General features: G+C 66.0%; 18 protein-coding genes. 6 read left to right on the top strand and 12 right to left on the bottom strand.

Annotated elements, in window-relative coordinates:
• Positions 1–29 precede the first annotated feature (29 nt).
• Complete coding sequence (locus tag Pla108_RS10810; RefSeq protein ID WP_146444941.1) at positions 30–731, bottom strand: TIGR04283 family arsenosugar biosynthesis glycosyltransferase; 702 nt, start codon at positions 729–731, stop codon at positions 30–32.
• 137 nt (positions 732–868) lie between these two features.
• On the opposite strand from Pla108_RS10810, the gene Pla108_RS10805 reads away from it, so the two are divergent.
• From Pla108_RS10805 to Pla108_RS10790, 4 genes are all read left to right on the top strand, one after another.
• Positions 869–1,891 (top strand): Gfo/Idh/MocA family protein, encoded by a 1,023-nt coding sequence (locus Pla108_RS10805; RefSeq protein WP_146444940.1) that lies wholly within the window; start codon positions 869–871, stop codon positions 1,889–1,891.
• A gap of 652 nt (positions 1,892–2,543) precedes the next feature.
• The gene (locus tag Pla108_RS10800) at positions 2,544–3,614 is read left to right on the top strand and encodes a hypothetical protein (RefSeq protein ID WP_146444939.1); all 1,071 of its coding nucleotides are present in this window, start codon (positions 2,544–2,546) and stop codon (positions 3,612–3,614) included.
• A 279-nt stretch (positions 3,615–3,893) separates the two neighbouring features.
• Entirely contained in the window at positions 3,894–4,541 is a 648-nt protein-coding gene (locus tag Pla108_RS10795; RefSeq protein WP_146444938.1) for an ECF-type sigma factor, read from the top strand.
• Positions 4,492–6,258, top strand: a complete 1,767-nt coding sequence (locus Pla108_RS10790; RefSeq protein ID WP_231934418.1) for a serine/threonine-protein kinase — start codon at positions 4,492–4,494, stop codon at positions 6,256–6,258. Before Pla108_RS10795 ends, Pla108_RS10790 begins: the two co-directional genes overlap by 50 nt.
• Positions 6,259–6,498: 240 nt before the next feature.
• Here Pla108_RS10790 and Pla108_RS10785 read toward each other — a convergent pair whose 3' ends face one another.
• Positions 6,499–8,124 (bottom strand): hypothetical protein, encoded by a 1,626-nt coding sequence (locus tag Pla108_RS10785; protein ID WP_146444937.1) that lies wholly within the window; start codon positions 8,122–8,124, stop codon positions 6,499–6,501.
• Complete coding sequence (tkt, locus tag Pla108_RS10780; RefSeq protein WP_146444936.1) at positions 8,121–10,157, bottom strand: transketolase; 2,037 nt, start codon at positions 10,155–10,157, stop codon at positions 8,121–8,123. The genes Pla108_RS10785 and tkt overlap by 4 nt, the downstream gene beginning before the upstream one ends.
• A gap of 179 nt (positions 10,158–10,336) precedes the next feature.
• On the opposite strand from tkt, the gene Pla108_RS10775 reads away from it, so the two are divergent.
• Entirely contained in the window at positions 10,337–11,209 is an 873-nt protein-coding gene (locus tag Pla108_RS10775) for a ceramidase domain-containing protein (protein ID WP_146444935.1), read from the top strand.
• Positions 11,210–11,222: 13 nt separating this feature from the next.
• Here the strand turns inward: Pla108_RS10775 and Pla108_RS10770 are convergent, their stop codons facing one another.
• From Pla108_RS10770 to Pla108_RS10730, 9 genes are all read right to left on the bottom strand, one after another.
• The gene (locus Pla108_RS10770) at positions 11,223–12,122 is read right to left on the bottom strand and encodes a glycoside hydrolase family 16 protein (protein WP_146444934.1); all 900 of its coding nucleotides are present in this window, start codon (positions 12,120–12,122) and stop codon (positions 11,223–11,225) included.
• Between the two features lie 55 nt (positions 12,123–12,177).
• Entirely contained in the window at positions 12,178–13,569 is a 1,392-nt protein-coding gene (locus Pla108_RS10765) for an amidohydrolase family protein (RefSeq protein ID WP_146444933.1), read from the bottom strand.
• Positions 13,570–13,819: 250 nt separating this feature from the next.
• Positions 13,820–16,036: an ABC transporter permease subunit/CPBP intramembrane protease gene (locus Pla108_RS10760; RefSeq protein WP_146444932.1), complete on the bottom strand. Its 2,217-nt coding sequence runs from the start codon at positions 16,034–16,036 to the stop codon at positions 13,820–13,822.
• A 347-nt stretch (positions 16,037–16,383) separates the two neighbouring features.
• Positions 16,384–17,133 carry an ATP-binding cassette domain-containing protein gene (locus Pla108_RS10755; RefSeq protein ID WP_146445107.1) on the bottom strand — a complete coding sequence of 250 codons (750 nt, stop codon included), beginning with the start codon at positions 17,131–17,133 and terminating at the stop codon, positions 16,384–16,386.
• 168 nt (positions 17,134–17,301) lie between these two features.
• A complete protein-coding gene (gene mqnC, locus Pla108_RS10750; RefSeq protein ID WP_146444931.1) occupies positions 17,302–18,459 on the bottom strand; it encodes a cyclic dehypoxanthinyl futalosine synthase in 1,158 nt (385 codons plus the stop codon).
• A complete protein-coding gene (locus Pla108_RS10745) occupies positions 18,456–19,316 on the bottom strand; it encodes a menaquinone biosynthetic enzyme MqnA/MqnD family protein (protein WP_146444930.1) in 861 nt (286 codons plus the stop codon). The genes mqnC and Pla108_RS10745 overlap by 4 nt, the downstream gene beginning before the upstream one ends.
• A gap of 120 nt (positions 19,317–19,436) precedes the next feature.
• Positions 19,437–21,251 carry a putative ABC transporter permease subunit gene (locus Pla108_RS10740; RefSeq protein ID WP_146444929.1) on the bottom strand — a complete coding sequence of 605 codons (1,815 nt, stop codon included), beginning with the start codon at positions 21,249–21,251 and terminating at the stop codon, positions 19,437–19,439.
• Positions 21,248–22,048 (bottom strand): ABC transporter ATP-binding protein, encoded by an 801-nt coding sequence (locus tag Pla108_RS10735; RefSeq protein ID WP_146444928.1) that lies wholly within the window; start codon positions 22,046–22,048, stop codon positions 21,248–21,250. The genes Pla108_RS10740 and Pla108_RS10735 overlap by 4 nt, the downstream gene beginning before the upstream one ends.
• Positions 22,045–23,019 (bottom strand): hypothetical protein, encoded by a 975-nt coding sequence (locus tag Pla108_RS10730; RefSeq protein WP_146444927.1) that lies wholly within the window; start codon positions 23,017–23,019, stop codon positions 22,045–22,047. The genes Pla108_RS10735 and Pla108_RS10730 overlap by 4 nt, the downstream gene beginning before the upstream one ends.
• Positions 23,020–23,330: 311 nt before the next feature.
• On the opposite strand from Pla108_RS10730, the gene Pla108_RS10725 reads away from it, so the two are divergent.
• A complete protein-coding gene (locus Pla108_RS10725) occupies positions 23,331–23,579 on the top strand; it encodes a response regulator (RefSeq protein WP_146444926.1) in 249 nt (82 codons plus the stop codon).
• The last annotated feature ends 34 nt before the right edge of the window (positions 23,580–23,613 follow it).

Here is a 23,613-nt window from a genome sequence, read left to right as displayed (position 1 = left end):
CGCCCAACGACGAAGACGGCCGCGGTTCGTCAGCCCTTTCGATGCGGCGCGTACCAGCTAGCGATCCGCTCGGCCGACACCCCCAGGGCGTACGCCGTTAGCAGTCCCCAGTTGCGGGCCGTCTGACGCACCACGCCGTGCCGCCGCCAACGGCGTGGCGAGACTTCGACCGGGCCGTCGAGCAGCACCGGCCGCACACCATGCCGGCGTAAACGCCACATCAGTTCGACGTCTTCCATCAGCGGCTGGTCGGGGACGCCGCCGATCGCCTCCAGCAGGTCGCGGCGGACGAAGATCGCTTGGTCGCCGTAGGGCGTGCCGAGGTGGCTGGCGCGGAAGGCGTTGCCCGCTTCGAGCCAGCGGTAGAGCCGCCCGCCGGCGTCGATGTGCTGGCGGAAGGCGCCGCAACCGACCGCCGGGTCGGCCAGGGCGTCGGCGAGCTGGCGCCCGGCGTGGGGGGGCAGGGTCGCGTCGGCATGGAGCATCAGGACGACATCGCCGGCGGACGCCCCAATCGCGGCCCGCAGTTGGCGACCCCGGCCGCGTTGGCAGGGGACCACTGTGGCGCCCGCCTCGCGGGCGCGCTGGGGGGTGGCGTCGCGGCTGCCGCCGTCGGCGACAACGACCTCGACCGGCCCTCCCCAACCCGCGCCGAGCCCCAAGGCCGAGGCGACGCAGGCGTCGATGTCGGCTTCTTCATTGAGGGCGGGGATCGCCACCGAGAGCTTCATATCGGGGCGTTCAGGACGTAAACTCAAAATAGGAAAGGCTTTGGGCGATCGGCGCCGATTCTTTATACTATCCCGGGGCGAAACCGACTGGCCCCAGCGGAACGTCCGCGAACCGCCGTCCACCCCCGCAAAACGCCTTGAAGCTCAAAGTCGGCCTCATCGGGCTCGGCCCCACCTGGCAGTCACGTCACCGGCCCGCCTTGGCGGCCCTGTCGAACCGCTACAGCGTGCGGGCCGTCTGCGACCCCGTCGCCCACCGGGCCGACCAGGTCGCCGCCGAGCTCGGCGCCCGGCCAATCGACGGTTTCCGGGCCCTGGCCGCCGCCGAAGACATCGAGGCGATCCTCATGCTGTCGGGCCGCTGGTTCGGCGCCCTGCCGATCCACGCCGCCTGCGAATTCGGCAAGGCGATCTACTGCGGCGCCTCGGTCGAGCTGGCCGAACGCGAGGCCTGCTCCCTCCGCGAACGGGTTCGGCGTTCGGGGATCGCCTTCATGGCCGAGTTCCCCTTCCGTCTGGCGCCGGCGACGATCCGCCTCAAGGAGCTGATCGCCACACGCCTCGGCGCGCCGCGGATGCTGTTCTGCAACGAACGGCACGCCGCCCCGACGCACGGCGGCGGCCTCGACGAGGCGCCTGCTAGCCACAGCCGCCGCCTGATCGAGATGGTCGATTGGTGCCGCTACATCGCTGACGGCGAACCAACCACCGTCCAGTGCGCCACCCACAGCACGCCGGGCGGGATCGAGCCGCACGACTACTCGCTGGTGACGGTCGAGTTCGAGACCAGCAACCCGGCGGCGCCGCCGGTGCTCGCCCAGATCGCCTGCGGCAGCTATGTTCCGACCGGCTGGAGCGAGGCGGCCGCATTCCGCCGCCCGGCCGACTTGCAGGTCGCCTGCGAGCGCGGCATCGCCTTCGTCGACCTCCCCGGCACCGTCACCTGGTTCGACGAAGCGGGTCAGCACACCGAGCACGTGCAAGACGAACGCCCCTTGGGCGAGCGCTTGCTGATGGCGTTCCACCGCTCGGTGTCGAGCCTCGTCCTCCGCTCAACGAGCCTCGAGGACGCTTACTGTGCGCTCCAAGTCGTGCTCGCCGCCCAACGCAGCGCCACCGACGGCCGCCGCGTTGTGTGCGGTCCTGACGACAGCGAGTAGCGGCCGCTCTCTACCGGTTAAGGCAACGCACGCCGACGCGTACTATCGTCGCGCTGAAAGTGCGTCGGTGTGGTGCAACTCAGTCAGGTAGCCCGATCGCTGAGCCGCCGAGGGGGGTCCAGCTTCGGGGACTTGGAGCGACGACTTCTGGGTGCCACTGTCCGGCTTGTCCGGCAGTGGGGACTGGGTACCCGCTTCACACGGCTGGCGAGCCAGCAGTGGCACCCGGCGCCTCGGCCATCGGCTCGCGGAGCCGCCGCCCAGCGCCGAGCCACCGACGGCCGCCGCGTTGCTTGCGGTCCTAGCGACAGCGAGTAGCGGCTGCTATCGGGCGACGAAGCGGCTACTTGCTCAGACATAGAATGTTGCTGCAGCCAGATAGGCGACCCCGGCTGACTCTCGCCGTCAATTGCCGCACCGCATTCTCCTGTCGGCTGAGGCATGTTGGGTCAAAGCCACGTCCTGGCGTCGTTGGAGACACAGGGAGATGCCCTACTGGCGAGTCAGGATCGATTGGTCTTCGGATCATAGCTGTTGCGGGGAGCAGGCCGTTTTAGCCGACGCGAGAGTTCGCATTCGACAGAATGATCGGATACAGTAGCGGGAAGCCGCAGCCGCAATCGAGTCACGGATACTTTTCAGGGGAAGACCAGTGCAAATAAAAGAATCACAGCTCGCGTTCTGGTGCGTTTTCAATGTCCTGGCGACGGTCGTCGCCTTTCCGACAATCTACGCAGACCAAGAATTGCTCCCGCCGCCAACCCTACCAGCGGGCGTCATCAACTCGCCACCAACGCTGATTGGAGCTAACGAGTCGATTGGGTCGAACACGACGCTAAACGTATTTGATGGAGGCTACGTCGGAAGCAGTTTTGTCGCAGGGCACTTCAGCGGATTGAGCACGGACGTGGAAGTTAATGTTAGCGGAGGGACCATGGAGGGGTTCACCGTCTACGGCGGGGTCGTCAATGTCAGCGGAGGGTCCGTGGGGGGCTTAACATGCTGGAATGGCTGCTCAGCGAGCGTCAGCGGAGGAACTGTCAGCGGCTTGGGTTCCAACTTTAGTACGATCAACATTGGCGACGGAGCTTCCATCGGCCGGGCGACGTTTGGTCAAGGTAGCGTGGCTAACATCAGCGGCGGAATCATCGGTGAGATACCTTCCTCCGCCTACAGCACGCTGAATATCAGCGGCGGAGTTTTTTCCGGCGCGATTGATACAGAAATCGTCGATTACAATATCAGTGGCGGGGTTTTTGAAGGAATTGTCTATGCATTTCTAGGCTCGGTCGACATCAGCGGCGGCGTCTTCGGCGAACGATTCATCGCCACCGGCAACACGATGAATATCCGAGGCGGTGAATTCACCGAAGGCCTCTCCGTCCATGGCTCCTCGGGAGTTTCCGACTCCAATGTGAATATTTTCGGAACCGAGTTCTTCCTCGACGGAGTTCCCCTTGATTTGACGTCTTGGTTGCCGACGACGATTGCCGAACGCGACGTCCTCTTGAGTGGAATCTTAGCCGACGGTAGCCCGTTCGAATTCAATCTCGTGTCAACGTTCACCCCACCGGTTGGTGGAAGTGTGATTGACGAATACTTCTCTCCAGATGCCGTGTTGACTCTCACGCTCGTTCCTGAACCTTGTGCGAGCATGTTAGTTAGCCTACTCGCTATCGGCGGCTTTCTTACCGCTCCTCGCCGAACGACGTCGCCAAGTTGAGGTGAGGCGCGGTCATTGAAGGCGTCGCCTGTCCCGCAGCCGTCCTGTCTCGCTTAGAGAAGTCGAGCGGATATTTCTTGTCGCAATGCGCCAAGACCGTCGAGATTAGGGGCCGTCAGTCTCCGTTTCGGACGGCCAGTACGCGGTCGCTTGCTCATAGGCCGCAATCGGCATCGCCGGCGATGCGTTCAGGCTTCAGGATGTCGATGTGACATGTGGTATCTTTGACAGCGCGCGTTTCCGATTCCCTGTCGGTTTTTTTGCCTCGGTCGCCCCCGTATGCCCGACAGCACGAATGTCAGCCACTGGATTGATCGGGTGAAGGCTGGTGATTCGGCCGCCGCGAATCGCCTCTGGCAGCATTATTTTGCCCGCCTCGTGCGGGCGGTGCGCGCCCGGATGCGCGGGCAGAACGCGGGCGTTTCGGACGAAGAAGACATCGTGCTGAGTGTCTTCGACAGCTTCTACGACGCCGCCGAGAAAGGCCGTTTCCCGGACTTGTCGGACCGGGACGATCTGTGGCGGCTGTTGATGCGGATGGCGGCGAGGAAGGTCATCGACAAGCGGAGGCGCGACCAGCGGCAGCGCCGTGGCGGGCAAGTCAAAATCCACTCCTTCGGCGACGCCGGTGACGACGAGCAGGTTATCGAGGCCATCGGCGACGAGCCCTCGCCGGAAATGGTGCTGATGATGCAAGAATCTCTGCAGCAGCTTTTTTCTCATTTGGGTGTCGGCAAGCTCGCGGAAATAGCGGGCGCCAAGTTAGAGGGGCATACGAACGCCGAAATCGCCCGGCGTTTCGGCTGCTCCGAACGGACGATCGAGCGTCGTCTGCACCTAATCCGCGAGAAATACCAGCAGGAATTGATTGAAATCGATGAGCATCCGCCAAAAGAGACTGCCGATCGCGGCACTGGAACGCATTGATGACCTCTGCGCCGAGTTCGAGCGGAAGTGGCAGTCGAACGAGCCACCGACGATCGAATCGGTTCTCCCCGGAGAGATCTCCCCCCTCGAGCGCGACGTGCTGCTGGCGGAACTTATCGTTCTGGACTTCGACTACCGGCGACGTCGCGGGGAATCGCCGTCAAAGCAAGGGTATCTCGATCGCTTCCCGGATTGTTCCGAAGCCATCAACGACGGGCTCGCCGAAGCTCCGGGACGGGCAGGCGGTTTCGAACCGCCGACCGTCGGTCGGTTGGCAGAGCTGTTCCCCTCGCTGCAGATCATCGAGCTGATCGGCGTCGGCGGCATGGGGGCCGTGTACAAGGCGCGACAACCGGGTCTCGACCGCCTCGTCGCGCTGAAGATTCTCCCCCTAGAGTTTGATCACGACGTCAAGTTCGCGCTGCGTTTCACGCGGGAGGCGCGGACGTTGGCGAGAATGAGTCACCCCAACATCGTCTCCGTCTTTGAGTTCGGGAACGTCGACGACAACTATTATTTTCTCATGGAGTTCGTTGATGGCTCAACGCTCCGCGATGTGGTACGGGCCGGACAACTCGCGCCTGAGCACGCGCTAGCGATCGTGCCGCACCTCTGCGACGCGCTGCAGTACGCCCACGACAAGGGTGTCGTCCACCGCGACATCAAGCCCGAGAACATTTTGATCGCTGTTGACGGAACCGTGAAGATCGCCGACTTCGGCCTATCGCGGATACTGGGAAGCGAGAGTCAGGATGACACGCTGACGGGAACCCATCAGATCATGGGGACGCCGCGGTACATGGCGCCCGAACAGCTGGAGGGATCGCACGGCGTCGATCACCGCGCGGATATCTATTCGCTTGGCGTCGTCTTCTACGAAATGCTGACCGGGGAACTCCCTATCGGTCGTTTCTCGGCGCCTTCGAAGAAAGTCAAAATCGACGTGCGGCTCGATGAAGTCGTGCTACGCACGCTAGAGAAAGAGCCACAGCGCCGCTATCAGCACGCCAGCCAGGTTAAGACGGACGTGCAATCGATTACGTCGACCATCGATCCGGCGCTGGAGCGCACCATCGCCTACGAGACGCCGCCCCCGGGCGGCCAAGAAGCCTCAACCGCGGGCCTGGCGCAGCAGGAGCTTGCCGGCCGGATGCTGCTGACCCGTCGTCAGCTGATGGAGCGTGTCGAACGATCGCTGCAACCACTCTTCTGGTGGCAAGTGCTGCAGGTGCTGTTTGGCGTTGCGCTGATCGCAGTCGGGGTACAGTGCTGGGCGCGAAACACGCAAGTCGCGCACCGCGTCGTGAGCGGCGTCATTTTGCACGTCTATGGCGTCATCGTGATCTCACAAGCGTTGCTTGTCTGTACAAGAATCCGCCGAATCGACTACTCGAAATCCGTCGTCGACATCAGCGACAAGCTCGACAGCCTTCGCTCTGGCTACCTACGCGCCGGCGTCATCATCGGGTTCATCTGGTGGCTGATGTGGATCCCGGTGGCTGTCGCCCTAGGTTTTGACGTCGTGCTGCACCCAAACTCGCTCTATCCCTCGCTGATCATCGGGATCATCGGTTTCGGCGTCTCGCTAGGGCTTTACTGGCGCGCCCTGCGATCGGGGAACCCCTCCGCGGAATCGTGGAGAAGGAAGCTATCGGGGGGGAGCATTGCCACCGCGTATCTCGCTCTCGACGAAATCAAGAGCGCCCAGATCCGTTGACGCGGCAGTCGTACAAGGCGATGAACTCCCGTGGTGAAGGCCTGCGTCGACACGCGATTGGGGCGGGCGCAGACCATTGACAGATACGACGAATCGACCGTCAAAATCGGAGGCGCGCCAGCATCGGCAGCTCGGCTTCGAACTTTGCCGATTCAATCGATGGCCAAGTGACGACAGCTGCGATGCCCGATCGAAGAACGGCCCGCCGAACCGCACGAGGCCGACGCAACTACAGGTGTTCTAAGGGCTGTCGGCTTTCGTGTCGGAACGCCAGTGTGTGGTTGCCCGCTCGTAGGCCGCCATCGGCAGTGTCGCCTCGATGCGCAGGCGATCGCCAGCGTCGACGCGTAGCGTCGCGGCGGGCGCCTCGGCCATTGGCTTGCGGCGCCGCCGACCAACGACGCCGGCCATATCGACGTCTTCGACGAGTCGTTTCCAGGCGAACCAGCGGTCGAGCCGCAGCTCGCCGGTGATCAGCGGCGCCGATTGGTTCGACGCTCCCTCTTCGCCCCGGGGCGGCCCCGGCTCCAACAAATCGGCCGGCGGCGGGCCGAAGCTGACCAGCCAGCCGTCGGCGCCACGGCGCGTGAGGTCGATCGCCAGCTCCTCCCCGCCGTAGTACTGGTCGAAGATCGTTGCGACCTCGGGGCTCCGCTCGAGGTTGAAACCCTCGAACAGGTTGGTTGAGAGCCGCCAACCCTCGGCGCCGTCGAGCGGCGCCATCGCGATCCGCAGCGGCGTCCGGGCGTCGGCGGCGTCGATGAGCTGGTTCCAGCGCGTCACGACGAGGCGGACCGCGTCGCCGAATTGGGTCGCGTCGCCGTCCCAAGCGAACGCGGCGGCTTGGTTGGTCGCGACCGGCTCGCCTGCGGCGGGGAGCGTCAGCACCGTCGCTCCCGACCGATAGCCGGACAGCAGCGCGCGGTACGCCTCGGCCAGGTCGTCCCACTGCGGCTGTGGGTACTCGGGGGCGTCGATCTCGTCGGGCCGACACTGCATCCAGGCGATCGCCAGGTCAATCAGCTTCGGCGGCAGGGGACGGCTGAAGGCGACGTGGGCAACGGAGTTGTCCGAGGTTGCATAGCCGGCGGCTTCGCCCTCTGGCGACGGCAGGGGTTCGTCGATCTGCGCGACAAGGCGTAGCGATTCGCCGTCGGCGTCGAGTCGGACCGTCAGCGGGCGCCCCCAAGCGGCGAGCTCCGCGGCGAGCGGCCCGTACGGCGCGGCGCGATCGACGAAGCCGTCGAACCCCGCCGGCCATCGCCAAGGACCGATCAAGCCCCGTCCCGCGTCGAGTTGGCCCCGGCGCCGCTCGGTCAGCGTGTCGGCGATCCGCTCGAGGCCGAGGGGCGAGACGACGAGGGTAATGGCGGCGGCGTCTTCTTCTAACGAGCGTGGTGGGTCGGCGTTGGGCGCGTCGCTCACTCTGGGCGCGGCGTCGAGGAGGCTGATCTGCACCCAGTCCCCGCGGTCGGCCAGCGCGAGGTCGAACCCGGCGACGTTCGCCACGGCCAGATCATCGGCGCGGTCGGCGTTGAGCGTGTCGCACAACGTCGCGTAGTCCTCCGTGGGCACGTAGACGACAGGGCTCAGCACGCCGCGTTTATCGACGACCAAGGCGGCGCCCCACGGCCGCGGCGCCAATTCGACGCCCGGGCAGAGTCGCTCGAGCGTCTTGGTGACCGCGGGGGCGTGGCGTCCCCAAGGCGCAAGGAGCCGCTCGGCGTTACGCTCGAGCGCCGCTAGGTCGCGGACCTCGACCGCAACGGCCCAGTCGGCCGGCAGGCTGTCCCGCCATCCGTCCGCCTCCGCCGCGGCGCCGCCCGAAACGACGGCGAGCAGCAACGCGACCGAGCGGCGGATCATGCGAGGACTCGCTTCGCAGCGGCGACGACGCCGTCGACGGTCACGCCGCGCTGGGCGTAGACCTCTTCTTGCGGGCCGGAGGCGCCGAACGTGTGGAGGCCGACGAACTCACCCGACAGGCCGAGATAACGGTCCCAAGGTTGGCGGATCGCCGCCTCGACCGCGACGCGGGCGGTTACGCCCTTCGGCAAGACCGACTCCTTGTAGGCGGCGTCTTGGTCCTCGAAGAGCTCGAGCGACGGCATGCTCACGACGCGGGCTTCGATCCCCGCGGCGACCAGCTTCTCGTGGGCGGCGACGGCGAGTTGCAACTCGCTACCCGAAGCCATGACGACGACCGTTGGCTTGCCGCTGGGGGCGTCGGCGAGGATGTAACCCCCCTTGGCGACCCCCTCGGCCGAAGCGAACTTCGTGCGGTCGAGCGTCGGCAGGTTCTGGCGGGTGAGGACGAGCAGGGTCGGGCGGTGCTGCTCGGCGACGGCCGCCTTCCACGCCTGAGCCGTTTCGTTGGCGTCACCGGGACGCAGGACGACGACGCCCGGGATCGCCCGCGCGGCGGCGAGCTGCTCGACCGGCTGGTGCGTCGGGCCGTCTTCGCCGACGCCGATCGAGTCGTGCGTGAAGACGTAGATCACCGGCTGGTTCATGATCGACGCCAGCCGGATCGACGGCCGGCAGTAGTCGCTGAACACAAAGAAGGTCGCGATGAAGGGCCGCAAGCCGCAGAGGGCCATGCCGTTGGCGGCGGCCGCCATGCCGTGTTCGCGGATGCCCCAGTGGAAGTTGCGGCCGGAGTGCTCGTCCGCTTGGAAGCTCTTCTCTCCGGCGAGCAGCGTGTTGGTCGACGGCGCCAAGTCGGCCGAGCCACCGAGCAGCCACGGGTAGTGCGGCGCGATCGCGTTGAGCGACTTGCCGCCCGAGGCGCGGGTGGCCATCCCCTTGGCGTCGGCCGGGAACGTGGGGACCGAGTCCTCCCACCCGTCGGGCGCTTCGCCGGCTAGGATCTTCTCGACCTCGGCCGCTAGTTCGGGGAACTCTTTCTTGTAGGCGGCGAAGGTCGCCTTCCACTTGGAGTGGGCGTCGGCGCCGCGGACGCCGAGGGTCTCGTCGAAGTGCTGCCGGACGCCGTCGGGGACGTAGAACTTCTTCTCCGGCGGGACGCCGTACGCTTCTTTGGTGAGCTTGATCTCGTCGTCGCCGAGGGGGGCGCCGTGGGCGTTGTGGGTGTTCGCCTTGTTGGGCGAGCCGTAGCCGATGACGCTCTTGACGATGATCATCGTCGGCCGCTCTTGCTCGGCCTGGAAGGCGTCGATCGCCCGGCCGAGGGCGGCCAGGTCGTTGGCGTCGTCGACGCGTTGGATGGCCCAGCCGAGTCCCTCGAACCGCTTGCCGACGTCCTCGCTGAACGAGAGGTCGGTCTCGCCCTCGATCGTGATGTTGTTGTCGTCGTACAGCCAGCAGAGGTTCGAGAGCCTGAGGTGGCCGGCGATCGAAGCGGCCTCGTTGGCGACGCCCTCCATCAGGTCGCCGTCGCTGCACTGGTTGTAGACGTTGAAGTCGAACAGCGTCTTGCCGGGCTTGTTGTAGCGGGCCCCGAGCCAGTTGCTGGCGATCGCCATGCCGACCGAGTTGCCACAGCCTTGGCCGAGGGGGCCGGTCGTCGTCTCGACGCCGGCGGTGTGGTGCACCTCGGGGTGGCCTGGCGTCTTGCTGTCGAGTTGGCGGAACAGCTTCAGGTCCTCGAGCGTGAGCGACGGAGTGCCGTCCGGATTCTTCACGCCGGCCAAATGGATGACCGAGTAGATCAGCATCGACGCGTGGCCACACGACAGGACGTAGCGGTCGCGGTTGGCCCAATCGGGAGCGGCCGGGTCGTAATCCATCACGTCCGCCCACAGCTTGTAGGCGATCGGCGCCAGCGCCATCGGCGTACCGGGGTGCCCCGAGTTGGCAGCCTGTACGGCGTCCATGCTCAGCGTCCGGATCGCGGTGATGGCGGCTTGCGTGGCGTCAGCAGCGGTGGCGGTTGGCATCGGTGGCGGAACGGGCGTTAAAGGACGGCGGCGAAACGCTTTAAGGTCGCCGCAGTGTAAGGAATGCGCAGGCGACCGGTCAACGATGCGCAGCCGCAACGTGACGTCACAAATACGAAAAAGTCAGCGGCGGCGGTTTGCCACCCCCACCGGCCGACCGCAGCCAGGACCCGCCCGATGTGGTACGACTTGACGCCTACGAACCGCCGACCGCCAACTCCGACGCCGTGACGCCAAACGCCCGCTACTGTTTCCTGATCCCGCTCGCCGCGGCGGTAATCTGCGTCGCGACGCTGATGGCGCTCGGCGCCGCGGGGTGGCCGGGCGAGACCCAGGACAGCACCGACCGGTTCTGCGAGGCGACGCACCCCGGGCCGATCGCCCAGCCCGCCAACACGTGGTCGAACGTCGGGTTTCTCTTGGTAGGCCTCGGCGTCGGCTGGCAGGCGTCGCGCGACGTCGCCGCCCGCAAGGCCACGACCTGGTCGAACAAGCTCGTCACCACCGTCGCCTACCCGGCGACCATGGCGGTCTGTTCCATCCTGATCGGGATCGGCAGCACGGCGCTGCACGCCTCGACGACCAACTGGGGCGCCGAGTTGGACTTGTTCTCGATGCACCTCTGGGGCGCCTGGATGATCGCGTTCGCAACGGTCCGGCTGCTGCGGCTCGGGGATCGCGAGTTTTTCAGCCTATGGGGGACGCAGGCCCTGGCCATCGGGACGCGACTGGCTTTCGGTGAGCCGTATCTCATCCAAGGGAGCACACTGTTCGGCGCCATTGTCGCGGCGGCGGTCGTCATTGAAGTGGCCGGCCGCTGGCGGAACCGATATCGCCAGCAACTCGACACCCGCTACCTCGTCTGGGCCGTTGTGGTCTTCCTGGCCGCCTATGCCTGCTTCTTAACGAGCACCAGCAAGGGCCCATGGTGCGATCCCGACTCGATCTGGCAGGGGCACGCCGTCTGGCACCTCTTGTGCGCGGGCTCGACCGCGTTCACCTACCTCTACGTCCGGTCGGAACGGCGCCTCGTCAGCGACGCCATCGCCTAGCGGAGCGAGCCGCCTACTCTGCGGGCGATTCACGCTCCGCGGCAGGCTGATAGACCCGCACGTAGTCAACTTCGAACGACGCAGGGAACTCCGTTTCGCTAGGATCGCCCCCCTGCGTGCCGCCGATCGCGAGGTTCAGCAAGACGTAGTGCGGCTGGCCGAACGGGTCGGGGCCCTCGGCCGGCTTGTCGGTCTTCGACAGGTCGATCTCATTGACGAGCGTCTCGTCGACGGAGAGGCGGATCCTCTCGGCGGTCCAGTCCATCCGCCAGACATGGAACTCGGAGGGCCACGTCGCGTCGCCGAAGTCGGCAAGCGGGCGACGGACGGCGTCCCACATGACGCGCCCTTGCCGATGGAGCCCGCGGCGGTCGATCGCCTTGGATGGAGCTAACCAACAGGCGTTCGCCAGGAGATCGCCTTGGTAGAACTCCATCAGGTCGACTTCTCCGCACGCCGGCCAGGGGCCGTGGTCGCCGAGAGTCCAGATGGCCGGCCAGAGGCCGGGTCGGGCGTCGATCCGCGCCCGCACTTCCATCACGCCGCGGAGCCACGAGTAGAGACCGTTCGACTTGAGGCAACTCGACGTGTACTCGGCGAACGGGCGGGACTTCTTCCAGTCGCGGCTTCCCGACTCATAACGGGGGTTCGCCACCCGCTCACGCCGCGCCGCGATGACAAGGAGCCCGTCGCGGCACACCGCGTTCTCGGGCTGGTACCACTGCGCCTCTTCGTTTCGTGAGAATCCGTGCTCGAAACGCCACTTCGCCGGATCGGGGGCGCCGTCGGCGTTGAACTCGTCGGCCCAGGAGAGCTTGTACCCCTCGGGCGGGGCTGCGTGAGTCACCGTCGCCAACATGGCGAACACCAACAGCGGCAGTCCGAGTCGATAGGTCGGCTTTTCCGGCAGCATGGGCGCCTCGAAACAAGTCGCGGAGGGCGAGCGGCAGCGCGCCTGGAAGCACGCTCTAAGCGGCGACCACCTCGAGCGCCTCGCCGCCGAGCCAGACGTACTCGACGTCCTCGTCGGAGTTGAGCATCGCGGCGAGCAACTCGTCGGGCCGTCCCTTCGCCTTTTTGGGCAGCGGGACACAGACGAGGTCGGCCATCGCCCCGGGACGGATCGCGCCGACATCCTCGAGGCCGAGCGCCTCGGCGCCGGCCAGGGTGCCCATCCGCAGGATCGTCTCGGCGGGGACGCCCGGGTGCCGGGCCGCCACCTCGCGCATCTCGCTCAACAGCGACAGGTCGGGGCTCGAGGCCCGGCTGTCGGTCCCTAAGCAGACGGGGACGCCCAGCTCGAGGGCCTGCGTCAGCGGGTAGGGGCTGTGCTTGAAGTGGGCGTGCGACCGAGGGCAGTAGCACAGCGACATCGCGCCGGCCTGCCGGGCCATCATCGCCAGCTCCGAGTAGTCGAGGTAGTTGCCGTGCACCACCAGCGACTTGGGCGCCCGCGTGAGCATCCGCAAGTAATCCAACGGCGCCGACCCGCGGCCGATGACCCAGGGGTCCCACATGCCGCGCTCTTCGAGGATCTTCTGGAACGGCCCGCGGCCTTCGGCGAGTAGCTGGAGTTCTTCCGGCGACTCGGCGAGGTGCATCGCGACAGGCATCTGCCGCGTCGCGGCGACCGACACCAACTCGCGAATCAGCTGCGGCGAGGCCGTGTAAGGGGCGTGAGGGCTGACGCCGATGCGGATCCGAGGGTTCGGCTTCGTGGCGTAACCATTGATGGTGGCGACGCCGTTGGCGTGCCCGTTCGACGCGTGCCCATTGGCCGCGTAGCCGTTGGCGTGCCCGTTGGCGCCATGGCCGTTCAGCGCGGCGGCGTGGCCGTTGCCGGCGGCGTCGCTCGGACGCGTGAGGGTAGAGAGCTCCTCGAGCCGGTTCTCGGCGGCGTTGAGCGCCGACTGGGCGCGGGCCTGCGAGAAGCCAATCGACTCCTGCAGGAGCACCAGCCGCGGGCTGTAGCCCGTCGTGCGGTAGGCCTCGGTCTCGGTGCGGCAGATCTCGGCGATCGTGGTGACGCCGTACCGGAGGCTCTCGTCCATGCCGTCGGCGATCGCCTTGCCGATCTTCTTGGCGTTGGGCCGCTTCTCGATGACCTGGCGGATCCAGTCGGGGAGGGCGATCCCGGTCCGACCGATGGGGCGGCGTTGGCCGCTAAACTCGAGGTGGCAGTGGGCGTTGACGAAGCCAGGCATCAAGGCGACGTCGCCAAGGTCCTCGACTTCAATGTCGGCGGGCGCCTGCCGACCAATACGTTGGATACGGTCCCCCTCCAGGACGACAATAGCGTCCTCGATTGGCGGGGCCGCCACCGGGCAGACGAGTCGAGCTCGAAAAGCCTGTCGTGTCATCGCATTCCTAAAGATCGACGGCTCGTGGGGGCCCTTGCTTGCCTACCCAACGCGCCGCTGTGTGTCGCCTGTCCCCACCGGCTGGTGGTTCTATCCCCACCGGCTGGTGGTTCGTCGCAGCGGGCCGAGTCTTGCCGAACGCAACGCGCGCTCCTTAAGACGGACGGATCCTAGGCGTCGGAGGTTCCGTCTCGACACCTACGCCGGCGCCGACAACGGCTCGGGGAGCGTTTCCGCCCAAGAGATGGCCTCAGGAGGCCGTTCCGAGCCGTGTCGCGACCTGCGGTTCACCGCGGCCGCGGCGGCCGAGGGCCCAAACGAGGGCGACCGCCACGACACCTCCCAGAATAGCAATTGGCGTCGCGTAGCCTAGCTGTCCGGCCGGCATTTCGACGAAAAGCACCCGGTCGAGCCCCCATTCGCCCGCGACGTTGCGGATTGACTCCGCGTTAAGGGCCGTTAGCAGCTGCAGCGAGTTGTACGCCGCGTGGAAAACCACACAGGGGAGGAGGGACCCCGTACGCAGGGCAATGACGCCCAAGAGGGCCCCAACGGGCGCCGCCGCCAGCGATTGCTGGAGCACCGTATGCGTCGCCCCGAAGAAAACGGCGGTCATCAGGACGCCGCCGGCGTCGCCTAACGACTTGCGCAAACCCGCGAGAATTACTCCGCGGAAAGCGATCTCCTCACAAACCGCCGGCAGCACGGCGAGGAGAAGCAGCACGACTCCGATTGGGGGGGCTTCGCCAATCAGCTGCGAGAAACCGCTCAGTTGGGCCTCAACGGCGTCGGAGAGCGGATACAGATCCTTGATCCACATCGCCATCCGCTGGCCAAGCGGGTGGAGGCAGAGGGCGGCCGCGGCGGCCAGCAGCACATCGCCGACCCGCGGCGCCTGTCGGAGCAGGAGCGTTTGTCGCCAGTCGCGGGTCAACAGCCACGCAACCGCCAGGGCGGGCGCCAGGATCGTCGTCAATTGCCCCACAACGACGACACCGGCAAAGTAACCGAAGCCCGATTGCCCCGCGATTGGCGCCGGCATCACCGACCGCATCAGCGTCTGCATCAGGAAGATGCCCGCCACGCACGCCATCGCGGCGCCGGCCGTCGGCGTCGCGCCGCGGCGGCGGACCATCGCGGCGACTTGCGCCTTGGGGCTGAACCGTTCGCTTTCGCGGAACAGCACCGACTCTTGATTGAACTGCGAGACGGCCCACCGCATCGCCAGCCAGCAGCAGATCGCCGTGACCGCGATCACGGGTCCGATATACAGCGCCGCCTGGGCGAGTTGCCCCTCAATGAGCGACCGCAGCAACAGCACGAGCCCCATCACGGGCACTAGGCTGTTGCCCAGGTTGAGCTGTACCCCCGGAGCCGTTGGCATCAGCATCAGCGGCGTCGCGGCGAGGAACAGGGGCATGAAGTAGTACTGCCCCTCCTTCGTGCTGCGGGCGTAGGCCGCACAGGCGAGGGACAGGGCGCTAAAGAGCGCCGACATCGGCAGCACCGCCACCACGAGCCAAGCCATCGCCGAAGCGGGCGGCGGGGCGATCGCCAAACCCATCCCCGCGACGCCCGCCAACTGACCCATCAGCACGTTGGCCGTCAGCGCGAGGCTCGCCAAGTTCAGCAGCGCGGTGAAAACGCTGAACGTCATCACCGTCAGCAGCTTGCCGCCGACGATCTCGCTGCGCCGGGCCGGGCTCGCCAGCAGCGTTTCGAGGGTGCCCCGTTCCTTCTCGCCCGCGCAGAGGTCGATCGCCGGGTAGAACGCGCCGGTCAGCGCCCACAGGAACACGATGAACGGCAAGAGCTTCGACCACAGCATCGCGTCGCGCGATTCTTTCGGCGCGACGTCGACTTGATCGAGCGCGAAGGGCTGGGTCGCCGCGATCGGCACGTTCCGCGCACGGAGGTTGCCGGCGACGACTTGGTCGCTCCAGCGGCGCAGCAGGCTGGCCACCCGCAGTCCGGCGACCTGCGACGCCTCGCGGCTGGAGTTGAAGCGTACGGCCGGCTGCGGCGGCGTCGCCGAAAGGGGATCGCCCCCTTCGGCGTCACGCGCCTGCTCGACCGCCTCGGCGAAGTCCGCCGGGAAACAGATCGCCGCGTCGATGGCGCCGTTGGCGACCGCCTGTTCGGCCGACGCGAGGCGTTCTTCTGGCAAGGCGTCCCGTTCCTCGATCACCAAGCGGTCGCGCTCCGCCGGGTCGTAAAACAGTTCCGGGGCGAAGTGGTCGCCGTCGATCAGGGGAGGCAAGCCCTCGACATCGCTCAGTTCCTCGGCGCCGTAGATGGCGACGCGGCCCGTCGTCTGCCGCATGAACTGCGCCAGCTGGAACAGGCTGGTCCCCAGCAGTGGGTACATCAGGACCGGCAGCACAGCGACCATGAACAGCGTCCGCCGATCGCGGAGCTGGTCGCGGATCTCACGCCGCCAGATCAGTAAGACGTTTCGCCAATTCATGCGGGGATGGGGGGATGTCGAACTTGTTGGTGATCGCGGGGTGGGTTCTGGCTGCCGATTGATGGGTAGTCGATTTGGAGGATGGGGTGATGGCGTTTCGTAACGAAGGGTCTCTTCGATAGATGGCGCCTAGTTCTGTGGGAGGCGTCTCCCGACGCCGATAACGCGCACCATGCCACACCGGCCAAGAGACCGTAATCGGGGTCTGGAGACCCCTCCCACAACAATCGATTGCCTCTACTTAATATCAATCTGTTTAGTACACCGACTCGTTCGGCCCCTCAGTAAATCTTTTCCCTTATCCCCCCACCTCCCCATCAACACCCTTCCTTTCGCACGCATCCTGCTCAGCGCGCATCCTGTTCAGCGTTCGATACGAGATGGAAGAACAGCTCTTCGAGGTCGTCCTCGCCGTGCCGCTGGCGGAGCTCGTCCATCGGGCCGGTATCAATGATACGGCCTCGGTACATCACGGCGATGCGGTCGCAGATACGCTGGACCTCGCTCATGATGTGGGTGGAGAAAACAATGCACTTGCCCTCGTCACGGAGTTCGGCCACCGCGTCGAGCGACGCCCGCGCCGCGAACGCGTCGAGGCCGTTGGTCGCTTCGTCGAAGACAATCACCGGCGGGTCGTGCACCAGCGCCCGGGCGATCGAGGTCTTTTGCTTCATACCGGTCGACATCTTCGCGCCGAGCGTGTCGCGGAGGTCGTCCATCCGCAGCTTGGTGAAGAGCCACTCCATCCGGTCACGGAGCTGCGCCGGCGCGAGGCCGTGCAGCCGGCCGAAGTACTCGACAAATTCCCAGGCCGTCATCCGGTCGTAAACGGCCGTATTGGCGGAGATAAAGCCGATCTGGTTGCGGACCAGTTCGGCCTGCTCGACGCAGTCGAAGCCGTTGACCAGAGCGGCGCCCGATGTCGGCTTGAGTAGCGTTGTGAGGATCCGCAGTGCCGTCGTCTTGCCGGCGCCGTTGGGGCCGAGCAGTCCGAAGACCTCCCCCGAGTGGGCGGTGAACGACAGCCGATCAACGGCAAGCACCTCGCCACGGGCGAGATCGTCATACGCCTTGGTGAGGTTGATGACCTCGACCATCGGCCGGCCGAGTGCCGGGGGCGTTGCCGGATCGGCGGCTTCGGCGGGGCCCGTCACGGGTGGCATAGGCGACGGGAGGCTTGGCGAGAGGACGGTGGTGCGGGTCGTGCCGGTTGCGACAGTCACGCATCGACCGGCGCCGCGGCGCCGTGTGACTGCTCTCGAAACCTAGCTCACCACAGGGAGCTTCGGCAGCCCCGACCCCGCGGCTTTGACCGCCCGCATCTCGTGCTCACGATCCACCAACTCGTAATGAACGTCCCGCTGACGCGGCTCGTAGCCGAGTTCGCTGATCGCGTTGCGGATATCCTCCAGCGTCAGGAAGTGGACCGTCCCCGCCTCGGCGACGACGTTCTCCTCGATCATCAAGCTCCCCATGTCGTTCGCGCCATACAGCAGGGCCATCTGGCCCACCTTGAGTCCCTGGGTGACCCAGCTCGATTGGATGTTCGCGATGTTGTCGAGGTAGAGCCGCGCCACGGCGTTGGTCTTTAGATACTCGTGGGCGCCGGCAGGGTGCAGGTGTTCGAGCTGGGTGTTCTCTCGTTGGAACGTCCAGCAGATGAACGCCGTGAAGCCGGCGTGGCCCCCGGCGAGCGACTCGTCTTGCAATTGACGGAGCCGCTCGAGGTGCTCGATCCGCTCTTCGAGCGTTTCGACATGGCCGAACATCATCGTCGCCGAGCTGCGGCCGCCGAGTTGGTGCCAGACTCGCATCACGTCGAGCCAGTCGTCGGTCAGCACCTTGCCACGGGTGATCTCCTTGCGGACCCGGTCGACAAGGATCTCGGCGCCGCCGCCGGGGAGGCTCCCCATGCCGGCCGCCTGCAAGCGCTGCAGCACGTCGCGGAGCGGCAGCTTATTGACTTTCGTGAAGTGGTGGATCTCGGGCGGGCTGAACGCGTGCAGGTTCACCTGCGGAAACGCCCGCTTGATCTCGCCGAGCATCTCCTCGTACCACTCGAGCTTGTACTCGGGGTGCAGGCCGCCCTGCAGCAGGATCTGCTCGCCCCCCAGCGCAACGGTCTCTTGCACCTTGGCGAGGATCTCGTCGATCGGCAGGACGTAGCCCTCCGACGACTTGGGACCGCGATAGAACGCGCAGAAGTCGCACACCGCGGTGCAGACGTTCGTGTAGTTGATGTTCCGGTCGATGTTGTAGGTGCGGTAGGGCTCGGGATGGAGCCGGCGCGTCACCTCGTCCGCGGCGCGACCGAGCGAAGCGAGGCTCGCCTCCTTCAGCAGGCGCAAGCCTTCGTCGGCGGTGAGGCGCTCGCCCCCCACGGTCTTGGCGAGGATTTCCTGGACGCTAATCGCGGCAATCATCGGACGGGAAGCGGGTTCTCAGGAGAGTTGGTTGTTGGCGCGTCGGGCAGGAGCCCCGCGTCGCGGCACTGCTCGCGGAACAACTCGAGGCCACGCCGTTCGCGGGGCCCCAGGGTGAACCGCAGGTTCTGGCGAAGGTAACGCTCGGCGTGCTCGACCGTAAGCCCGAGCGGCGGACCCTCGCGCCGGGCGATTTCGGCGAAGGCGACCAAGCCGTCGTCGCGTGAAGCTTCGAGCAGCGACGCCAACGCGGCGGCGTCGATCCCCGGCCGGGCGGCCCACACCGCGAAGACGAACGGCAACCCCGTGTCGCGGCGCCATTCCTCGGCCAGGTCCCATTCGGCGACGAACTGGCTCCGCAGCGCGGCGGGCGGCTCGTGCATCGCCCGGTCGCCAATCAGGAGCACGGCGTCGGCGTCGGTGTCGGCGAGCCCGCGGCCGATCGCCAAGCGGGTCCGCTGGGGGGCGACTCCAACACGCCGCGTCAGCAACAGCCGGCAGAGGGCCGCGCTCGTACGCGACCCTTCGTCGAGGGCGAGCGAACGGACCTCGGCGGGCCGCTTGCGGAAGTAAACCTTCACGCTGCTCACCGGGCCATCGGCCGCCACACACGCGTCGGAGACGATCCGCCACGTCGGCTCCGCCAGCGCCTCGAATGCCGGCACGAGCGCTGCATCGAGACGGCCCTCGGCCAACGAGTCGGCGAGCCGACTCGGGAGGTCTTTCAGCAGCCGCACCTCAGCGAGCGCCGGCTCGGTGGCGGCGAGCCGATCGGCGTGCTCCTCAAACCGATGGATGAGCGGTTTCGAGTTGAGATAGTTTACCGCCCCGACTCGCATAACGTTCGATTGGCTCATGGGCGGGGAAGGGGGGAGGGAACGGCGTCTGTTTGTCTAACCGCTTGCGACGGCCCCATCTTAACGCCGCCGGCTTGGCGACAGAACGGCGGGGGGGCGTCGCATTGACGCGGTGGCTGGCTAGCAAAACTCGAGGCGGTTGAACGCCTTGACGCCGCGGTAGAGCGGCACGACCGTCGCCACCACCCCCACCGCGACCGCAAGCCCGGCGCCGACAATGAGCCAGAAGTCGAGATAGTCCGGGTTGAGAAACTCGGTCGTCAGAGAACTCGACCCGGCGATCAGCTTGAAGTGGCACGGCAGCGCCGTGAGCGACACGACCACGATGATGTAGACCGCGCTAAGCACCAGATTCAGCGTGCCGCCAAAACCGGCCGCGATCTTCGAGGGGCTCGTCTCGCGGAAGTTGGGCATCGTCGCCCCGAGCCCCACCGCGAGCGCCGCCAAACCGACGCATAGCAGCACCGTGGTCAGCTGATGGATGCCGACCACCAGGGCAGGCACGCGGAGCATCAGGTCGCTCACAAGGATCAAAACCGCGCACGGCATCCAAGACCCCAAGGCGGCGAAGACGAACTTGCTCCAGACGATGGTCTCGCGGCTGACAGGCATCAGCCCGAGCACCCAAAAGCGGCGTCCCTCGAGGCTCAGCATCGGGTAGATGAACCGCGTCGTGAAGGTCGAGAGGATCAGCCCCACCACCGCCAGATTGAGGAAGCTGACGAGATTCACCCAGGTGGCGTGATTGATGTCGCCGGCCGTGACGGTGAACTGGTCTACGTTGAGGAAGTAGAGCCCCAGCAGGCCGAAGAAGATGAGGAATTGCGACCACTGCACGGGGTCCCGACGGAGCAGTCGCCAGTCCTTGAGCAGCAGCAGCCGCACCTGCGGCGGGAAGGGGGTCAGCAGCGCCGCCGCCACCCGGTCGACCCAAACCGCCCCCGCGCGGCGGGGCCGACGCGGGCGGCACTCCAGCTGGCTGAAGGCCGTACGGAAGCACCGCTTGGCGACTGCCGTCAGCACCAGCCGCCCCATCAGCGCGTTGGAGACCAGCAGGCCCAACGACAGCAGCGCCCGGATGACCGGCGTATGGCGCAGCGGCCCCGGCAGCCGGGGCCGCGGCTGGGCGGCGTCGATCAGCCCGTCGCTGAGCCACGAGCTCGGGAGCCACTCCTCACGCGTGAAGCTGAACTTGCGGATCGTGTCGGAGAAGAACTTCTGCTCGAAGATCTCTTCGCGTTCGATGCCGACCGTGTCCCAAATCGCCGCGCCGGCCGCGAACATCGAGAGGCCCGCGACGATAACGACCACCGTCATCCGCACGTGCGCCAGCTTGTAGATGAGGAGCAAGCAGCAGAGCGCTCCGATCACGCACGGGATGTAAACGAACGAAATAATCAGCGGAGCGATCAAGACGTAGTAGTGCCACGGCGCGTCGACCGAGATCCCGTAGGCGAGCGTCAGCGGGCTGGCGAGCAGGAAGAACCCCCAGCTGCTGAAGAGCGTCGCCTCCTGGAACTTGTGCAGGACGACGCGTTCCTCTCGCGCGGGCGTCGTCAGCAAATAACGCGTCTCGGCTGAGCTGAACAACCCGCCGTACAGGATGATGCCCGACGAAAAGATCAGCATCACGTTCAGCGATGCGAAGAAGAGGTGGAACACAAACTCGACGGTCTTCGCGTGGTAGAGCTCACCCGGTTGGGCGACGTGTTCTTTGAGGAAGTTGAACCCAACGAAGAACAACGCAAAGAGGCCGCACCAGAAGAAGAGGCTCAGCCCGATCACCAGCAGCGTCCGCAACCGCGCGGTCGCCATCAGTTGCCGCAGATGCGCGGCTGTTTCGGTCGTCCGCAGACGGCGGAACAACGCGGCCTCGTAGCGAGAGTCGCCTACAACCCTCGTGGCCTCCGCCGGTGTCGCGGTGCTCTCGGTCATGGGCTCTCGTCGGACGCGGTCGGGTGCGCGACGGCCTCTTCCTGGGCGACCTCGTCGACGGTCGCGCCGCCAACGGCGCCGCCGGAAATCGACAAGTAGACCGATTCCAGCGACTTGCCTTCGGCGTGGTACTCGTGCCGTAGCTCGTCGATCGTTCCGAGGAAGATCAGCTCGCCGCGCTGCATGACGCCGATGCGGTCGGCGATTTCTTCGGCCGCGGTCAGCGTGTGCGTCGACATGAAGATGCTCGTGCCCGATTGGGCCCGTTCGTGGAGCAGGTCCTTCACCAGTCGGATGCTGTGCGGGTCGAGCCCCACGAGCGGCTCATCGACCACCAGCACCGGGGGGTCGTGCAACAGCGCCGCGGCGAAGACCGTCCGTTGCTTCATGCCGTGCGAGTAGCTTTCGGAAAGTTCGTCGGCGAACCGCCCGAGTCCGAAGCGTTCGATCTCTCGGTCGATGGCGACCGTCGCGTCCTTGCGGGACAAGCCGTGCATCTCGGCGACAAAGTAGAGGAATTCCCGCCCCGAGAGTTTGTCGTAGAGGTAGGGCTCGTCGGGGACGTAGCCGATCCGGCTGGTCGCCTCGCGGACCTGGGTGACCACGTCGCGACCGTCAATGAGCACCCGGCCGGCCTCGGGGCGGAGCAGACCAACCATCATCTTGATGGTGGTGGTCTTCCCGGCGCCGTTGTGGCCCAGCAAGGCGAAGAGCTCGCCCGATTCGATCTGCAGGTCGAGGTGGCGCACCGCGAGCGTGTCGCCGTAGCTGCGAGAAACCCCTTCGAACTGAATCATCGCTGGGCCGGGCCGCTGTCAGTGGGGGACGCGGCGCGGAGCGTCGCTTCGTTGACCGTGGCGTATTTCTCTAGTTCGAGCAGCGACGCCAGTTCGTGCGATCGTTCGTCCGACTCGCGTAAGAAGGTGATGCTGCTGCCGAGGAAGTACGCCTCTTGCTTAAGGATGCGGCCATCGGCGGCGACATACAAGACCGCCCGCAAGCGGCCCTCGTCGGTGCTGCCCGTCATCTCGGACGAACGGTACTCGACGCACCAAGCATCGACCGTCACGCCGTTCTGCGTGAGACGCAGCGGCTCGGTCACTTCCGCGACGATCAATTCCATGGGCGCGCCGGGAGAGCCGAAGGGGCTGTAGACCTCCTGGGTCCAACGGCGCCCTTGGTAGAGTGGAAGCAGGCGGCCGCTCGGTGTGATGTCGCCCCCCATGACGCCGTTTCCGGGCCACTGGTGGTCGATGCGGTGGGTGTGGTCGCCGACGCGAATCGACAGGCGGAGCTGGCCTGCTTGGACCCTGCCTCGCAAGTCGATCGGGAAGTCCGATTTGTTGAGCTGTAGACGCGAGTGGAAGGAGGAGAGGGTGTCCATCGCGTCGTAGACGGTGGTGGTCCGCATCGACACCGTCATGCTGTGCAGCGATTGCAGAGCCGGGGTGAGCCAGACCGGGGCACCCTTCGGGGCTTCGATACGGTCCAGCTGCAGATAGCTATGGACTTCTTTCGCGCCCCCGTCTCCAGCGACGGCCTGGAGCACAGCGACCCCGCAGGGCTTATTCCCCATCTCGATACGCCAAGCGACCGGTTCGACCTGATTCGAACGGCGTGTCGCTGGGGCGTCCCCGCCAAAGAAGGGGGGGAGAATCCTGTCGGTAACGAGCCAAGTCATCGCCGCGAGCCAGCCGACGAATACCGCTCCCGTGTAGAGCCGATTGCCCATCACCAGCGCTATGACCTCGCTAAAAGTCGGACGCACGCACCCCGCCGCCCTGTGCCGAGAGGGACCGCGTCCACCAGCCCCCCTTATAGACGGTTCAGGGGAGGCGGGTTCCGCTGACTGGCTGCGAAGTCGCAAGAATTGAGGGAACCTTGGGACGACTTCCTCAATCCTACCGCTAGTCCCGCCGTGTTGCGAACCCAACCCCCCCTGACAGGGGATTTTTGCAACGGGTTGCGGGAACTACCCCGCCCAGTGGGGGGGCTTCGGTTGGACGATCCAGCCGTGGTCGAGTATCCTAGCGGCCTCAGGCTTGTCCCGATTTTCCCGAGTTCATGGAGGCGCCCACAATGCCAAGCTCGGTGTTCTACGTACAGCCTTGCCCCGCTTGCGGTCGGAATCTGCAGGTGCGTGTCGATTACCTAGGCAAGGGGATCGCGTGTCAGCATTGCAACGCGAGTTTTGTCGCCCAGCAGGCGACCCGCCAGCCGTTACCCTCGGAGTCGGGTCTGGCGTTGCTCGACCGGGCCGACGAACTACTCCGCGCGCTGGAGAAACGCCGCCTGGAAAAGGCCGCCGCATCGCAGGTGACGACTTAGCTGGGCGAAGGTCTCTTTCTTTCTCTTAAACGCG

This window comes from Botrimarina colliarenosi (genome assembly GCF_007859955.1).
Taxonomy (GTDB): Bacteria; Planctomycetota; Planctomycetia; order Pirellulales; family Lacipirellulaceae; genus Botrimarina; species Botrimarina colliarenosi.
The sequence above is the reverse complement of the archived record's forward strand: the minus strand, read 5'-3'. Positions and strand labels throughout refer to the sequence as shown.

Coding starts and splice junctions, on each gene's coding strand:
- Pla108_RS10810 (WP_146444941.1), bottom strand. CDS start 731: ATGAAGCTCTCGGTGGCGATCCCCGCCCTCAATGAAGAAGCCGACATC.
- Pla108_RS10795 (WP_146444938.1), top strand. CDS start 3,894: ATGCCCGACAGCACGAATGTCAGCCACTGGATTGATCGGGTGAAGGCT.
- Pla108_RS10790 (WP_231934418.1), top strand. CDS start 4,492: ATGAGCATCCGCCAAAAGAGACTGCCGATCGCGGCACTGGAACGCATT.
- Pla108_RS10785 (WP_146444937.1), bottom strand. CDS start 8,124: ATGATCCGCCGCTCGGTCGCGTTGCTGCTCGCCGTCGTTTCGGGCGGC.
- tkt (WP_146444936.1), bottom strand. CDS start 10,157: ATGCCAACCGCCACCGCTGCTGACGCCACGCAAGCCGCCATCACCGCG.
- Pla108_RS10770 (WP_146444934.1), bottom strand. CDS start 12,122: ATGCTGCCGGAAAAGCCGACCTATCGACTCGGACTGCCGCTGTTGGTG.
- Pla108_RS10765 (WP_146444933.1), bottom strand. CDS start 13,569: ATGACACGACAGGCTTTTCGAGCTCGACTCGTCTGCCCGGTGGCGGCC.
- Pla108_RS10760 (WP_146444932.1), bottom strand. CDS start 16,036: ATGAATTGGCGAAACGTCTTACTGATCTGGCGGCGTGAGATCCGCGAC.
- Pla108_RS10755 (WP_146445107.1), bottom strand. CDS start 17,133: ATGGTCGAGGTCATCAACCTCACCAAGGCGTATGACGATCTCGCCCGT.
- mqnC (WP_146444931.1), bottom strand. CDS start 18,459: ATGATTGCCGCGATTAGCGTCCAGGAAATCCTCGCCAAGACCGTGGGG.
- Pla108_RS10745 (WP_146444930.1), bottom strand. CDS start 19,316: ATGAGCCAATCGAACGTTATGCGAGTCGGGGCGGTAAACTATCTCAAC.
- Pla108_RS10740 (WP_146444929.1), bottom strand. CDS start 21,251: ATGACCGAGAGCACCGCGACACCGGCGGAGGCCACGAGGGTTGTAGGC.
- Pla108_RS10735 (WP_146444928.1), bottom strand. CDS start 22,048: ATGATTCAGTTCGAAGGGGTTTCTCGCAGCTACGGCGACACGCTCGCG.
- Pla108_RS10725 (WP_146444926.1), top strand. CDS start 23,331: ATGCCAAGCTCGGTGTTCTACGTACAGCCTTGCCCCGCTTGCGGTCGG.